This window comes from Bdellovibrio bacteriovorus, from assembly GCF_041888015.1.
Lineage (GTDB): Bacteria > Bdellovibrionota > Bdellovibrionia > Bdellovibrionales > Bdellovibrionaceae > Bdellovibrio.
Window position 1 is genome coordinate 499,544 of the sequence record NZ_CP168968.1, and the last position, 15,622, is coordinate 515,165.

Annotated in this window: 14 protein-coding genes; 12 read left to right on the forward strand and 2 right to left on the reverse strand. The window is 49.1% G+C overall.

The window, feature by feature from the left end; translation table 11 throughout:
* The first annotated feature begins 98 nt into the window (after positions 1–98).
* The 11 genes from ACES2G_RS02515 (at position 99) to ACES2G_RS02565 (ending at position 12,279) form a co-directional block, all read left to right on the forward strand.
* Positions 99–497 (forward strand): HIT family protein, encoded by a 399-nt coding sequence (locus tag ACES2G_RS02515; protein WP_347356158.1) that lies wholly within the window; start codon positions 99–101, stop codon positions 495–497.
* Positions 498–513: 16 nt separating this feature from the next.
* Positions 514–1,065, forward strand: a complete 552-nt coding sequence (locus tag ACES2G_RS02520) for an inorganic diphosphatase (protein WP_347356159.1) — start codon at positions 514–516, stop codon at positions 1,063–1,065.
* A 2-nt stretch (positions 1,066–1,067) separates the two neighbouring features.
* The gene (locus ACES2G_RS02525) at positions 1,068–1,310 is read left to right on the forward strand and encodes a DUF1653 domain-containing protein (RefSeq protein WP_347356161.1); all 243 of its coding nucleotides are present in this window, start codon (positions 1,068–1,070) and stop codon (positions 1,308–1,310) included.
* Positions 1,311–1,319: 9 nt separating this feature from the next.
* Complete coding sequence (locus tag ACES2G_RS02530) at positions 1,320–2,342, forward strand: nitronate monooxygenase (protein WP_347356162.1); 1,023 nt, start codon at positions 1,320–1,322, stop codon at positions 2,340–2,342.
* A gap of 151 nt (positions 2,343–2,493) precedes the next feature.
* Positions 2,494–3,828: a hypothetical protein gene (locus ACES2G_RS02535; protein WP_347356164.1), complete on the forward strand. Its 1,335-nt coding sequence runs from the start codon at positions 2,494–2,496 to the stop codon at positions 3,826–3,828.
* A gap of 39 nt (positions 3,829–3,867) precedes the next feature.
* Complete coding sequence (locus tag ACES2G_RS02540; protein WP_374001236.1) at positions 3,868–4,953, forward strand: imelysin family protein; 1,086 nt, start codon at positions 3,868–3,870, stop codon at positions 4,951–4,953.
* Between the two features lie 12 nt (positions 4,954–4,965).
* Positions 4,966–6,474, forward strand: a complete 1,509-nt coding sequence (locus ACES2G_RS02545; protein ID WP_374001237.1) for a di-heme oxidoredictase family protein — start codon at positions 4,966–4,968, stop codon at positions 6,472–6,474.
* A gap of 351 nt (positions 6,475–6,825) precedes the next feature.
* Positions 6,826–8,562: an ATP-binding protein gene (locus tag ACES2G_RS02550; protein ID WP_347356168.1), complete on the forward strand. Its 1,737-nt coding sequence runs from the start codon at positions 6,826–6,828 to the stop codon at positions 8,560–8,562.
* Positions 8,559–9,326: a chemotaxis protein CheW gene (locus ACES2G_RS02555; RefSeq protein WP_347356170.1), complete on the forward strand. Its 768-nt coding sequence runs from the start codon at positions 8,559–8,561 to the stop codon at positions 9,324–9,326. The genes ACES2G_RS02550 and ACES2G_RS02555 overlap by 4 nt, the downstream gene beginning before the upstream one ends.
* Positions 9,323–10,885, forward strand: a complete 1,563-nt coding sequence (locus ACES2G_RS02560; protein WP_347356172.1) for a chemotaxis protein CheB — start codon at positions 9,323–9,325, stop codon at positions 10,883–10,885. The genes ACES2G_RS02555 and ACES2G_RS02560 overlap by 4 nt, the downstream gene beginning before the upstream one ends.
* Positions 10,886–10,893: 8 nt before the next feature.
* Positions 10,894–12,279: an aldehyde dehydrogenase family protein gene (locus tag ACES2G_RS02565; RefSeq protein WP_374001239.1), complete on the forward strand. Its 1,386-nt coding sequence runs from the start codon at positions 10,894–10,896 to the stop codon at positions 12,277–12,279.
* Between the two features lie 43 nt (positions 12,280–12,322).
* Here ACES2G_RS02565 and ACES2G_RS02570 read toward each other — a convergent pair whose 3' ends face one another.
* The gene (locus ACES2G_RS02570) at positions 12,323–12,529 is read right to left on the reverse strand and encodes a hypothetical protein (RefSeq protein WP_347356176.1); all 207 of its coding nucleotides are present in this window, start codon (positions 12,527–12,529) and stop codon (positions 12,323–12,325) included.
* A 192-nt stretch (positions 12,530–12,721) separates the two neighbouring features.
* Here ACES2G_RS02570 and ACES2G_RS02575 point away from each other — a divergent pair, with 192 nt between their 5' ends.
* A complete protein-coding gene (locus tag ACES2G_RS02575) occupies positions 12,722–13,675 on the forward strand; it encodes a hypothetical protein (RefSeq protein WP_347356179.1) in 954 nt (317 codons plus the stop codon).
* On the opposite strand, the gene ACES2G_RS02580 is transcribed toward ACES2G_RS02575, so the two are convergent.
* Positions 13,672–15,606, reverse strand: a complete 1,935-nt coding sequence (locus tag ACES2G_RS02580) for a response regulator (protein ID WP_347356181.1) — start codon at positions 15,604–15,606, stop codon at positions 13,672–13,674. The genes ACES2G_RS02575 and ACES2G_RS02580 overlap by 4 nt on opposite strands.
* Positions 15,607–15,622 lie beyond the last annotated feature (16 nt).

Below are 15,622 nucleotides of genomic sequence, written 5' to 3' on the forward strand. Positions count from 1 at the left end.
CTATTCTTAATGGGGAGTGTTGAACAATTGTGGAGGACTGGCCAAACGTCTCAGATTAAGGCATGATTTTTCTGTTCTGATAATTTGAAGGAGAACTCATGGCTTCCGTATTCACTAAAATCATTTCTGGCGAATTGCCTTGTTATAAAATCTATGAAGATGATCGCGTTCTTTCTTTCCTGGCTTTGGATCAGGTTAATTTGGGTCACACGCTGGTCATCAGCAAAGAAGAGATCAATCATTGGACCGAAGTTCCCGCGGAGACCTATGCGCATCTTCATAAAGTATCCCAGAAAATCGGCAAAGCCATTCTGAAGGCCGCAGGGTCGCCACGCGTGGGCCAGATGGTGGCAGGCTTTGAGGTGCCTCATTATCACTTGCACCTGATCCCGGCGTGGTCCATTCCGGATCTGGATTTTAAAAGGGCGCAACGTCGCTCTGAGGCGGAGATGAAGCAGATTCAGTCTGAAATTATCAAGCATCTGGAAAGTCTTTAATTTCGTTGGAGGTCCTATGAATCCTTGGCATGACATCAGTCCTGGTGAAAAAGCTCCGCAGATTGTGACGGCTTTGATTGAAATCCCTCAAGGGTCTAAAACTAAGTTTGAATTGGATAAGGCTTCAGGTTTGTTGAAAGTGGATCGGGTGCTTTATAGCTCGGTCCATTACCCGGCAAACTATGGATTCATTCCCCGCAGCTATTGCGGTGACAACGACCCATTGGACATTTTGGTATTGGGGCAGGCCGAGGTCTTTCCTCTTTCTTTGATGCGAGCGCGCCCGGTGGGTTGTATGCGCATGATTGATCAAGGGGAATCTGACGACAAAGTGATTGCCGTCCATGAAGATGATCCCGAGATGGCTCATGTGCAAACGATCAAGGATCTGGCACCTCATCAGTTGAAAGAAATCAGAAATTTCTTTGAGATCTATAAAGGCCTGGAAAACAAGAAAGTCGAAGTGGAAGGTTTCCTGGATTTGCCGGAAACGCTGAAGATCATCAACGAGTCCTTTGATCTGTATGAAAAGGAAAAAGCCAAGCTTCTGAAAGAGGCGGGAAGATAGAAATGCAGAACACTCAGCCTAAGACGGAGATCATTCCCGGAGCCATCTATCAGCATTACAAAGGCAGACTCTATCGGGTCATCGGCCTTGGTCATCACAGCGAAACGCTGGAAGATGTGGTTTTGTATGAATCTCTCTATGACAATCCAGTGGGCCGATTGTGGAGTCGTCCCGCTCATATGTGGAATGAGCTGGTGGACGTTAATGGTGAAAAGGTGCCGCGTTTTAAGTTCATGTTTAAATAGGAGCTTTCCATGGAATGGACACTGACACCAACACCGCTCATCCAAGGGCCCATGGCTGGTGGGTTCACAACAGCGGAGTTGGTCTCTGAAGTGTCCGAACATGGCGGGTTGGGATCTATCGGTGCGGGCTATATGTCTCCGGATTCCTTACGGCTGCTGATTCGGGCGGTGAAGGCTCGAACGAAAAAACCTTTTTCAGTAAATCTGTTTATTCCCACACACCCTCAAATTGATCCGCTTCAGGTCGCCAGAATGAAAACGTGGCTGACGCCTTACTATCGCGAGCTGGGTCTTTCCGATGTGCCTGAGCTGAACTTTGACCCCACGCTATTTGAAAAACAATGGGATGTGGTTGTGCAGGAAAGAGTGCCGGCGTTCAGTTTTACGTTCGGTACTTTGAGCCCTGAGCAAATGGCAACTTTGAAGTCTCAAGATGTTTATGTCATGGGAACGGCCACAACATTGGCGGAAGCTCTTGTGCTGCAAAAGCAGGGTTGTGATGCCGTCGTGGCGCAAGGGGCGGAGGCTGGCGGGCATCGAGGATCTTTTATCGGAGATTCTTTTGAAATGATCCCCGTGGAGGAGCTAGTCAGCGTATTGTCTTCCATCTTAAAGATCCCGGTGATTGCAGCAGGGGGTATTTACAGTCGTTCTGGATTTGAAAGAATGATGAAGGCTGGCGCTTCTGCCATCCAGGTGGGTACGGCCTTTTTGGTCTGTCACGAAAGTGGTGCTTCCAAGGAATATAAGCAGGCATTGCTGTCAGCAAGCCCGGAGCAGTCTGAAATGATCAAGGTGTTCACAGGTCGGTGGGCCCGAGGGCTGACTAATAGATTTGCTCAAGAAATGAAGATCCATGAGCAGGAAACTCCGGATTATCCGCTTCAGCATTGGCTGACGACCCCACTTCGCAGAAGAGCCCAAGAGTTGGGACAGACCGATTTTCAGTCGCTTTGGGCGGGCCAAGGATTGGGGGCTTTGGAAGCCTGTTCGGTCCAAGAGTTCATGAAGAAAATGGCCACCCCAGTCTGAGAGATCCATGAGTTTCCACATCATTTCCCCTTGTTATCAATAAGTTTTCATCTGGCATTCAGATCCTTCTCAGTTATCGAGAAATCTTAACGCGCCCCTTTACCTTTCTAGGGCGCAGGCCTACAAACGGGCCTCACGGAGATCTTGATAAATGAAATGGGCCCTATCTATCCTTTTTGCTCTTTCTTCCGCAGCTCACGCTCAGGGAGTTTCCACTACAACCACGACGACAACGACCACCACTGTGGTTCAGCCTGCGTCTGAAAAAACGGAAGAGACTCCTGCGGAGGTGACACAAACTGCCCCGGTGCCGGAAGTGAAAAAAGACTTCCCGCAGTTTGAGTTTACTTCTTACGGTTATATCTCTTTCAGTCAGCGCGAGACTTTTAAAACGGTCCAGAATCTGGAGCCTATCGTTCGTCGTTCCATGGATCTGGCAGAGTTCGCCTTTGAAGGTGAATACCTCCTGAATGACAGCGCTAAAGTGGAATTTGAAGTTGAAATTGAACACGGTGGCGTGGGTACGACGGTCGAGTTCGATCCTTTTGAAGAGTTCGGTGAGTTTGAGCAGGAAATCGAAAAAGGTGGCGAGATTGTTCTTAAGGAGATCGTTTACAAAAAAGATTTCAAGAAAACCAACACTGCATTGAAAATCGGTAAGTTCCCATTGTTCATTTCTTTGGGTACAGTGCTGAGCAAACCGCACCGTTACCCAACCATTCTGGCATCCGACCTTGAATCCCGCATGATCCCATTGGGCTGGACTGAAACAGGTGTTTCTGTTGAACAGAAATATCGTGGGTTCACAGGGCGTCTATCTTTGGTGAACGGTCTGAACTCGGAATTCTTCCGTACCTATTCATGGGTGGGCGGCGGATATCAGCGCCACTTTGAAAATATGAATGCCGACAATCTTGCGACGGTTGCAAGCTTGGAGTGGGGCAGTGTTGCGAAAGGAAAAGGCGTGGCGATCGCTCAGTACGTGGGCGATACAACGGACAACCGCTACAAGGTGGATAAACTGAAAGTTCCTGGTGAGGTCAGAATCACGACTGTGATGGGGAACTATAAATGGAATGGTTTGGGAATTGCGGCTGAGTACATTGAGGGCTCTTTGACTAATGCAGATAAAGTGTCCGCGGCCAATGCCACTTTGGGTGGTCTTGCCAAGCCAAAAGCATTTGCCCCATTGGGTTCCAAGGCCCGTTTGGAAAGTGTGCAGCTTTCTTATGACTGGGAAGCTCCGGGTTTGGTGTTCTATGTGAAAGCAGAGCACGTAAATACGTTTGCAGATGTTAAAGGCAATATCACAAAGAATCCACGTTACGATGTCAGCCGTCGTTCCGGTGGTTTCATGTGGATGTGGGACACGGCGGCCTTCATGAAGGTTCAGTACTCTCGGGACAAAACCGAGCTGCAAGGTTTGCCGGAAACTTATCAGGCGAACGTGGCCTTTGGTTTCGATTTGTCCGCTTTTGAAAAATAGATTTTAGATTTTTATAAACAACCATAAGGAGACTTATAAATGAAAGCTCTTAAACTGATGGTGGCAGCTTTGGCTTTTGCTGGTGTTACAGCACAAGCGGCTTCCAACAAAGAAATTATCAATCACGTTTCTTATAACGTGATTCTTGCGACGTACAATGATCTGGCTGCAAAAACTGCCGAATTGTCCCAAGCAGTTGACGTTTTGGCGGCCAATGTAAATCAGGAAAATCTGGATAAAGCTCAAGCCGCTTGGCGTGCAGCTCGTATTCCTTGGGAAAGTTCTGAATCATTCTTGTTTGGTCCGGTGGACTCTTTGGGTATTGATCCATTGCTTGATACTTGGCCATTGAACAAGTTGGATCTTGATGCGGTGATGAATTCCAACCGCGCGATCACAACTGATTTGGTACGTGGTTTGGGTACAAACCTTCAGGGCTTCCATACTCTTGAGTACCTTTTGTTTGGTGATGGTAAAACCAGCAACACAAAACCAGTGTCTGCTTTGACTGCAAAACAACTTCAGTACTTGCAGGCTTCCGCTCAATTGTTGGCAGAACACACTGCAGAGTTGGCTCATGCTTGGACTACAAACTATGATCCGGAAAACCCAAAAGCTCCGGGTTATGTGAAAGTTATCAGCACGCCGGGCATGAACAATGAATTCTACTCTTCTGAAAGAGCCGTTATGGAAGAATTCGTTCAAGGTATGATGGGTATCGTGGACGAAGTTGCCAATGGTAAAATGTCTGACCCAATGGGTGCGGATATCGGTTCTGCAAATATGGCGTTGGTGGAATCTCCATTTGCATGGAACTCTTTGAATGACTTCACTCACAATATCCGTTCTGTTTACAGCATTTACACTGGTCACTACAAACAAACCAAAGGCCCTGGCGTAAAAGCTTTGGTTGAAAAAGTGGATGTGGCGTTGGCCGCTCGTGTTGAATCTGACATCCTGAACTGCATGCAGTTGATCCAGGCGATCAGCCCAGCTAACGGTGGTGACTTCGGTCAGGCCATCCTTACAAAAGATGGTCGTGCGCGTACTCAGACTGCGATTGAAGCGCTGAATGCTCTTCATGCACTTTTGGAATCTGAAGTTCTTCCAACTCTAGATATGTAGTCGGGAAAATATATGAAGGCTTGGATTGTTTTATCTGTATTGAATCTTATGGCAGGAGCGGCGATCGCCGCTCCACAAGTTGACATGGATTATGTGCACGCAGAGAAGTCCGGAGGGGATACAACCGTATTCTTCAAAGGGCAATCAATCTGGGCCTTCCGTAACCCGGCTGCAAATTTGTCTGAAGAAGAGATCGCCCGTCATCTGACTGGCGATGCTCTTTTTGAGAGAAATTTCTCTGATGATGCCAGTCGTTTTGATCATGGCTTGGGGCCTGTTTATAACAACACCAGCTGCAATGCCTGCCACTCCAAAGATGGTCGGGGTGCTTTGCCCGTGGTCCCTTTCAACAAAGAGTGGGTTTTGCTTCGTCAGAATGAAGCTGTCTTCCTGCGCATCAGTATTGAGGACGGTGTAAAGCGTCCGAAGACCCAGGAAAATCATTGGGGAGCTCCGGTCCCGGTTCCAGGTTTTTCAGACCAGTTGTTCCACTTGGGGTCGTTGGGTGTTCGTGAAGATCTTCCAGGCACAGGTCAGGCGCAAGTATGGATGAAATACGATAAAACCACATTCACTTATCCAGACGGTGAGACAGCAGAATTACGCAAGCCGGTTTTCAAAGTCACCGGGGCGTATGACGAATATTTTGATTCCGTGACTGGCGAGACAAAAAGTCGTCTTTACGAAAAAGACGTGAAGATGGGGGCTCGTATTGGAACTCCGATGATCGGTCTTGGATTGCTTGAGGCGATCAAGGAATCCGACATTCTGGCATTGGCGGCTCGGGACCTTTCTGCGGAAGGTGTCAGCGGTAAAGCCAACTACGTCTTCGATATTGAAAAAAGCATGGCGGGTGATCCGTATCCGGTGTCCATGGGGCGCTTTGGATTGAAAAACAATACTCCCTCCGTCTTGCATCAGTCATTAGGTGCTTTGCGTGGTGATATCGGTGTGACGAACTATGCATTCCCTGCTGAAAGTATCGCAGGAACCCCGCTGCTGGAGGCTTTCAACAGCGGTCGCCAACCAAGTCAGGCTTTGGAGGCCAGTGCTCAGGTGGCCAACGATCTGGTGTTCTATTCCCAGACTTTGGCAGTTCCAGCGCGTCGTGGGGCGACAGAAGCTGAGGTGATTCGTGGTGCGGGCATCTTCCATCAGGTCAGCTGCACAACTTGCCATCAACCAAGCTTCACAACGGGTGAACATCCGATCCCGGCCTTTGCGAATCAAAAAATCTATCCATATACCGATATGCTTTTGCACGATATGGGTGAAGGCCTTGCGGATGGACGTCAGGATTTCGAGGCTGATGGCCGTGAGTGGAAGACTCGTCCACTGTGGGGTATGGGGCATACTCAGACGATCAATCCACGTGCCGGATTCCTGCATGATGGTCGGGCCCGCACTTTGGAAGAAGCTATTTTGTGGCACGGTGGAGAGGCCGAGTACTCCAAGACTCGCTTTACTCAACTTCCCAAAACGGATCGCGCCGCTTTGATTCAGTTCATCAAGTCGTTGTAATAACTTGATTCACTTTGAACTGAGGAAGTGAAAACTGGACCTCGGAAAAGTGGCAAATCACAGTGTGACCATAGTACCATGAATACAAGCTTCTATTGGGGCTGGTAAGGAGGTGATGCTTATGGTTAAACACGTAGACATAACCAAGGCGGAGGTGGCGTCCTCTTAGGACGACAGGACCTTCGCCGAGGATTCGAAAGAATCTATTAACAAGAGCGACCGAAAGGTCGCTCTTCCTTTTTCAGAGGCCGGTTTATATTCGTTAAAATAAGGCCTCGGACCTAAGATAAATCCCTGAAATGCCGATAAAATTCTGGAAACCTCTTAAGCAGAAAGCGGGCCTTCCCAGAAATGGCAGATGATACAAATGAACTAGATCCATTACAGCAGGAAGGCGCTGTCTTCATCGATTTTGAGCAAGTCGAAGAAGTTTCTCGTGCTTTTTTTGAGGAGTCCAAAGAGATCCTCGAAGATCTTGATTCCCTGATTCTGAAGCTGGAAGCCAATCCGCAAGATCAGGATCAACTCAATATTCTTTTTCGTAAGATACACACATTGAAAGGCAGCGTGGGTGCAGTTCCAGGAGGGCAGCTTCTGGGCTCTCTGTCGCATGAGTTTGAAGCTCTGCTAACGCGAATCAAGCGCGAATCCCGTCCAGTCACCAAGGACTGTGTGGATATATTCCTGAAGAGTTCGCGCATTCTTAAAGTGCTGGCGCAAAGCTTGCGTGAAAAAAGAGAAGTTTATCCCGAAGAGCTCAGTGAAGCGATTGAGGTGATTTCTTCTTACGGCAGTTTCAATTTTGAAAATGAAACCCCTGCAAACCTGCCTCGTTATCGTGAGCCTGCGCTTGCCACAAACCCCAGCGATGATGCGGGTGTTTGGTTGTCCACTCGTCAGTTGAATGAGTTCCTGCGGTTGTCCGGGGAACTGCTGGTCCTGAAAAACTTTTTCCAAATGATGAATCAGACGGTGAACTTCCGTGTTCAGCCGGAGGTCTTTGAACGACGCCAAGGGGATTTTGCCCAGAATCTGGGAAAGATTTGTGATCAATTTCAAAATCAGGTCCAAATTGTGCGCAAAGAAAAGGCCAGTGACAGTTTGCAAGCCTTGCCGGTGCTGGTTCGCCAGGCCTCCACAGAGCTCAACAAAAATGTGCATCTGGAAGTTGTGGGTTCGGAGCTTTTGATCGACAAGGGGCTGGGCCGGGATCTTTACGAATGCCTTGTCCATTTGATCAGAAATTCCATAGATCACGGGATCGAAGATCAGTTTGAACGGGCTTTGCAGGGTAAAAACTCCATCGGAACGTTGCATTTGCAGCTGCTGGATAAAGGCGGCTCGGTGCATGCGATTTTTAAGGATGATGGCAAGGGTTTGGACCAAGAACGCATTCTGCAGCGGGCGATCAAAAACGCTTTAGTGACCCCCGAGGCGGCAGAGCATCTTTCGGAAGACGAAATTTATAAATTTATCTTCCAGGCTGGCTTTTCCACCAAAGACAAGGTGACCACGATTTCCGGGCGTGGGGTGGGCATGGATGTGGTGCAGGCTATTGTTGAAAAATATAATGGCAGAATCACAGTTGAAAACCATCCGGGCTTGGGAGCGACTTTCCATCTGGAACTTCCGATTCCTCAACACATCATGGTTGAAAGTGCTTTGCTGTGTGTTTGGGGTGACTATCAGTTCGCGGTGCCGCTGTCATCGGTGGCTCATATTACTTCCTGTGAAGAACTGAAAATGAATACGGTTCAACATCTTCGCTACTGTCAGTTCAGCGGACTGACGGTGCCGTTTATGAACTACGATGAACTTCTGAATCTGAATTTAAAAATATCTGACGAGGCGGTTCGCCGCTCCTCTGCGGTGTTCATTCGTGTGAAAGATCAGGTTCTGGCTTTGATCGTGGATCGCATCGAGGCTCAGACGGATCTTGTTGTAAAATCTTTTGGTAATCTGATCCGGGAACAAAAGGGCTTTAAAGGAATTTCCATCCTGGCGGATGAAAAGGTCACCTATATCGTGGACCCGGAAAAGATGTTTGCCTTGCTGGCATTGTCTGAGGAACAGAGGGAGGCCGCATGAGCGATTTCTTTGGTGATGATTTCACGGCCGAACTTAAATCCTATTTCTTGGATAGTTTGATTAAGGAAATCGACAAGTTTTCAGACTTGGTTGATGAAAATCTCTGGCGTCGCATTCGCGGCGAGGTCGCCGAACAGACCCGCAGTTGGGCCGTGGATGCGCGAACCAATGAGTTCGAGCATTTGGCTTTGTGGCTGGAAGGCTTTGATCAAAAGTCCGAACATATTCAAGGTATCAGCGAACTGCTGAAAGCCCTGAAAACCTTAAAAGCCTATGCGGAAGCTCTGTTGCTGGAAAAATGTGACAGTGAGGATCTGGCGACACGTTTTGCCCTGAATTCCCAGAATCTGCGTGAGGTGCTTCTTTTGCACTGCCGATCGGGCCAGCAGGAATTTGCAATTCCCATTTTGAGTGTGATTGAGATCAGTCCGCGCTTGCCCTTGTACAGTCTGCCGGATCGCCAAAACGGGATTCTCGGGGTTGTTCCCTTCCGTGGAGAGGCCGTGCCGGTTGTGAACCTGCAGGATCATGGCTTTGTGGCGGTTGATTCTGACAGTCGCTTTTATGTGATCTGTGAGCAGAAGGGCGTGCGTTTTTCATTGCAAGTGACCGGCACTGAAGACCTGATCAGCCTGAAAGAAGCGGAACTACAGAATATTGAAAACCATCCCGACATGATGTCTGCCGACTTTATTCGCCAGTTTTTTATCAAAGACTCGCGCAGTATTATGGTGCTGGATCTTGAAAAACTGGTGGCAGCATGAATACTCACTATTTGTTTCCCGGAAAAATTGCAGCTTTTCGTGAGGAAACAGTCATTTCAACTCTTTTAGGCTCTTGCGTGGCGGTGGCCTTGCACGACCCAACCACGCGTGTTGGTGGTTTAAATCACTATCTGCTTTCTGACGGGGCTCCGGATGATAACGTCAACACCCGCTACGGGGTTCACGCGATTCCCTTATTGATCGAAGAGTGTGTTCGATTGGGGGCCAATCGCAGCAAGCTGCAGGCAAAAATTTATGGCGGTGGAAACGTCATCAGTGTGGCGCAAATCGGTGACGGTATCGGTAAGCGTAATATCGAGTTTGCAGAAAAAGCTCTGCGTGACCTGGGGATTCCCATCCTTGAACGAAACGTGGCCGGTGAATCGGCCCGGACGATCAAGGTGAATACGGCGACCTTTGAGGTCTTGCATAATTCGTCATCTCAGTCCGGCAGTGTTGATAAGCCTGTGGACTTGTCAGGTTTCCGCCCTTTGGCAGCCGCCAAGAATGTGAAAGTGTTGGTGGTGGATGATTCAGCGACCGTGCGAACCCTGTTCACGAACATGTTCACCAAAAGCGGTCTTGAGGTCGTTGGAGCAGCGGCTGATGCTTATCAGGCCCGGGAATTGATTCTGTCCAAGAAGCCGGATGTTTTAACTTTGGATATCGAGATGCCGAAAATGTCCGGCGTGATGTTTTTGGAAAAACTGATGAAGCATCATCCGATTCCGGTGGTGATGGTTTCCTCTTTGGCCAGCACTGGGGAAGCGGCGATGAAGTCGCTAGAACTAGGAGCTGTCGAGTTTGTGCATAAGCCGTCACAGTTTGATCCGGCAGTTTTGAAGGATCTTGCCGGAATGCTCGTGGAAAAAGTGCGAGCAGCAGCGTCGGTGAATATCTTGAAAAAACTTAAAGAGGCTCCGGCACCTCAAGCGATTAAAGCCGCGACTCTTTCAACGGCGCCAAGAAAGAAGGCGGCCGAGTTGAAAGTGATTGTCCTTGGGGGCAATGCCGGAAGTGCGGATTCTCTTGAAAAATTTGTGAAAGGTTTGGCCGCGGATACTCCGCCGGTTGTGGTGGCGTGTAGCACTGTCGCCAACTTTGTCACGGCGTTTATCAGTAAGTTGAAGACGGGTTCCAAAGTCACCCCGGTGGTTGCCAAAGATGGCGATTTCTTGCGTATGGGACATGTGTATTTCATTCCTGCTGAACATCACGGGAAAGTGGTGTCACGTCCGCAAGGGCCGATGATAAATATCATGAAGGGGGCTCCGGTTGCATCGCAGCTTCCATCCAGCACCGTATTGTTCCAGTCTGCGTCGCAGGCCTATTCAAAGGGTGTTTATGCCGTGTTGCTGGGGGGATTCGGTGCGGATGGTGTTGACGGTCTGGTGGAAGTCCAAAAAGCAGGTGGCGCCACTGTGGTGCAACACCCCGACGAAGCTCAATTTCCTTACGCTCCTCAGAAAGCCATTGAATTGGGAGTGGCGGATGAGATACTCAATGCCGACATGTTGGCGCATCATCTGATGCAGTATCGAAATCAAAACTTGTATTAGGATCTTCGTTGGAACTGCAAAACTTTATCGGAGGAACTTTCGTTCCTTCCGACAGTCAAAAAAAAATTGCAAAGTATTCTCCCTTTGACGGGCAACTGCTGGCGGAAGTCACGGCATCAGATGCCATGGATGTCATCAAAGCCATTCAAAATGCAAAGAAAGCGATGCCCGCATTTAAAGATCTTCCCCGTGAAGAACGGGCTTTATTGCTCGGCAAGATGGCTCAGGCCTTGGAAGACAAAGCCTCTGACTATGCTTACCAAGAGGCTTTGCATCAGGGATTGTCACAAAGTTTTGTTCTTGAGAACTCCGTCAAGGTCGCAATTCAGATTCTGCGTCAGACGGCAGAATCTTTGAAACAGGAGCTTCCCACGCAAATGCTGGTGCAGCCAGTGGGACTGGTCGGGATCATCGCGTCCTGGTCCTTGTCTCTGCGTTTGATTACGGAACGTCTGGCTCCGGCCCTGGCGGCGGGCAATGTTTGTTTGGTCAAGGTTTCCGAAAAATCACCGATCACAGCAAAAATTCTGGCAGAGATTTTACAAGCAGCCGCAGTTCCTGCGGGTGTTGTGAACATTCTGCAAGGTGATGCTGAAGTGGGTAAGGTGATTGCCGGGCATCCGAGCATTCACGCAGTCACGGCCGTTGGTAAAACCAGCACGGTGGAAAGTATCGCGAAGGCAGGGCTTTCCCAGTTTAAAAAAGTTCAGTTGTCTGGAAGTGTAAAAAACGCCGCGATTGTTCTGGCGGGAGCTGATTTTGCCAATCACATGGATGAAATCCTGCGCTCGTTCCTGATTGGACAAGGGCAGCTGTGTTGGAATACTTCACGCTTGTTTATTCTGGAATCTTTCCAGAAAGAGTTTATGGAAGCCCTCAAAGCGTCTTTGGATAAGTTAGAACCGCTGAAAGATCCATCTGGCTCTTCACCCTGGACCCCTTTGATTTCCGCAGAGGCGGTGGAAGATGTTTTGAAGAAAACCCAAGGTGGGGTTGTTGAGCACGGCAAGGTGGCTTGGGGGGCTGAAAAGATTTCGGGCTCTGGATACTTCGTTAAGCCGGTGATGATGATTGATCTTCCGAACTGTTCTGTTCTGCAGCAGGATGAGCTTCAAGGTCCGCTGTTTTTAATTACCCCGGTGAAGTATCAGCATGAAGTCGCCAAATGGGTGAATACATCTTATCTGGCTCATTCCGCAGTGATCTGGGGACCGGCTGAAAAGTTGGACAAGGTGATTGCACAGCTGGAGTGTGCTCAAGTTTGGATGAATCAGTGGATGAATGGTGAAAGCCAGACAATCTTTGGTCATAAGCAGTCCAGCTTCGGCAATCCCGATATGTCCTGGTCAGGCTCGTTCTATTCGGATGTTAAGATCTTGACGGGAACCCGTTAATGTCAATCATCTGACAAGATTCCCGTCGAAACATTGGCTGGACTTAGTTCAGGATGTGCGTTCGGTTGCGGGTTTTGACTTCACAGTGAGGGCAGAAAGCCTCTTCTTTGACTTCGGAAAGATCGCGGTCTGCGATGTGTTTTAGCTCCAGTACGGTGCCGCAAAGTATGCAATTGTTTTGGGAAATGATGAACTCGCGGTGTTGCGCTGATTCGGCTTTTTCGAAGTAGTTGATCTTGTTGTATTCCATTTGCCTCTATCCTTGGGGCGTTCATCGTCGTCCTGACGAAGTCTCCTGTCCGGAGCATTCATGTAACTATGCAAAAGCTGTTCACAGACGAAAGTCCGGCATCCGGAGTCGGAAAGAAAGCCAGAAGGTTTTATTGGGGAACTGATTTTGGAAGGCGTCCTTTGCATTTGAAACTTGTAAAAGGGGTTTTCCATGAAAAAGGTTGTTCTGATTATTAGCTCATTGATGGTGTTGTTCGCTCAAGCTGGTTGCATTGAGGTCCGGGATGACAGTGATGTCCCGGATGCGAGTTCCCCGCAGGCACCGGCGGCTCCAGTCGTGCCCTCTATGGTGGAGGAAGTCAAAGGCGAGAAAATGGTTGTTGACGGTGAGGCCTTTGTTTTTAAAGGAAAAATTCTTTCAAGAAAAGAAATGGAATTTGAGATGTACCAAGCCGGTCTGAAATCTATTCCTCGCGACGTCAGCGACTTAGAGTTCCGCTTTGAAGAGTTGGAGTTTCACGAAGGCGCAGTCTTGAACACACTCGGGAACCGAGTTCGAATTCATGTAAATAAGCTCTCCGTAGCTCCGAAAGCATTGATTCGAACCTTTCAAAAGGGAATTAAAGCTCCCAAAGGGGTCTCTGGCCGCTCGGGAGGACATTTGTTTTTGAATGTGGGCACGGCCAGTGGACATTTGACTATTGAGATGCGTGGCGAGGATGGGGGCGATGGGCATGAAGGCGCTCCCCCGACACCAGATATGAAAGGGAAGCGCGGTACGGATATGCCGAATTGTGGCGTTGGTCAGAACTCCGTCGCCGGGGAAATTGGAAAAAGGGGGCATTCTGGCCAAGCGGGCTTTGCGGGTGGAAACTGCGGGACGGTGGAGTTGAGTGTTCAAAAAGAAAATGATTTTTCAGTCTACTTGACGAAGCACCCAGGAGCTGGAGGGGCCGGCGGAGTTGGAGGGGCCGGGGGTGTTGGGGGTGACTTTGGAGTACGCCGGTACTTGAAAACTGGATCAAGAGGCGGGCAGGACTGTGCAGTTGACAGGGAACCACGCCGTGGTCCAAATGGCTTGCAGGGGCCCACTGGTGCAAGTGGAGAGCCTGGGGTCGCTCAAGCCGCGTGTGTCACCCGAGATGGAAAAGCCACCTGCTTTTAGTTGCTCTCCATCGAATAGTTCAGAATCGTTTGTATGAGTGATTCCACCTGCACGGGTTTGGTCAAGTAGTCCGTGCAGCCGGCTTCGATACAGCGTTCGCGATCATCTTTCATCGCGTGCGCAGTCAGGGCAATGATGGGCTTTTTGTATCCGGCCTGGCGAAGTTTTTTAGTGGCAGTATAGCCATCCATCACGGGCATCTGGATGTCCATCAGGATGATGTCATATTCCTTTTCCAATGCCTTGGATAGTCCTTCCTGACCGTTTGTTGCCAGAGTCAGGTGGGCTCCTCGTTTGGCCAGCATTCTTTGAATCAAAAGGCGATTGTCCTCGACATCGTCAACCAACAAAATTGAAGTGGATGAAAGTTGTTGGCCCAAGTGAACCTCTTTGGGGAGTCCCATTGAGTGTTTGGGCTTTGGACTGTTTGGAATGTCCAATGCAATTTTAATAATAAAGGTGCTGCCTTTTGCAGACTCGCCGTCTTCTAGAGTGACATCGCCACCCATCATCTGGGCCAAGCGGCGCGACAGAACCAATCCTAAGCCTGTGCCTTCATATTTGCGTGATATCGAATTGTCGATCTGACTGAAGGCCTGGAACAACAGGCTGCGCTGTGAACTGGAAATTCCCACGCCGGTATCCTTGATGGTAAAGACCAGGTAAGGACCCGAAATTTCATAGGTCATGCGCACATAACCTGCATCTGTGAATTTCACAGCATTCCCCAGAATATTGGTCAGGATTTGGCGCAGACGTAAGGAATCTGTGCGAATCATATCCGGGATCAGGCCCCGGCGATTGAATTCAACGTGCACAGGTTTTGATCCGACTCGTGCGACCATCAGAATATGCAGGTCGCTGAGCAGGGATGAAAGATTCACATTGTGGGATTCCAGTTCCAGATGCCCGGCTTCCACTTTCGACAGATCCAGAATGTCATTGATAATACGGGTCAGATGTTCACCGGTGCGGTGAATGATATTGACGTATTGCTGGCGTTCCTCTTCGGTCAGGTGGGAATCCTTTAGCAGATCGGAAAAGCCGATAATTGCCGCCAGAGGTGTGCGAATTTCATGACTCATGTTTGCCAGGAACAAACTTTTTAACTGACTGGCTTGCTCCGCCTGACGACGTTCCCCAATGCTGCTGCTTAGGTGCTGGGCCATATTGTTGATCGACTCTGCCAGTTGTCCCAGCTCGTCTCCAGAACGTACGGGCACCGCCACATCAAACTTGCCTTCGCCGACCTTGAACGCGGCATCGTTGAGCTCAGACAGACCCTTGGAAAGATTACGACTGAAAGAAATGGTGAGCAGCAAGCCCGTGCCTTCCACAAGCAGTACAGCGAAGATCAAGGTCACCATCAGAACATGTTCCAACCAGCGAGAGCCTTCACCGAGAGTGTTGGAGAAAGCTTCCTCCATAATCGTCAGGCGGTCGTTCAAAGCATCCACCCTATCAAGAGCCTGGATGACGTCTGTTTCGCGAGCGCCTTTTTGGATCAAGTCATGCAAGTTGTTTCCATGGGCAATCAGCTCTTGGGTCATGCCATCGCCTTCTCTCCAGATGTCGACGGCTTTTTTTACATACTTAAAATCATGGAATCGCGTGATCAGGCGAATGACTCCGGGAATATCATCCGGATGAACTTTGCCTTCGCGGAAACCTTCAAAGGCTTTGTCGTAGTTGGGAGGTGTTTCTTCCAGAGCCATGCGGGCCTTGGAGTCACCCAAAGGGACTTTTATATTTTCCTGGAAGTTCTTGTAGTAAGTGAGATCACGGGTTCGTGCATACTTGTGCAGGCTTAATACGGCGTCTTTTTGCCCTTTGGACCACATGCTTTCACCGGTAACAAAGGCACGGACGGATGAAAGATTGTTCATCGCAAAATAAAGCGTGAACAGTTCCAGCGCAATCAGCAGAGCCATAACTCCGATAACGATA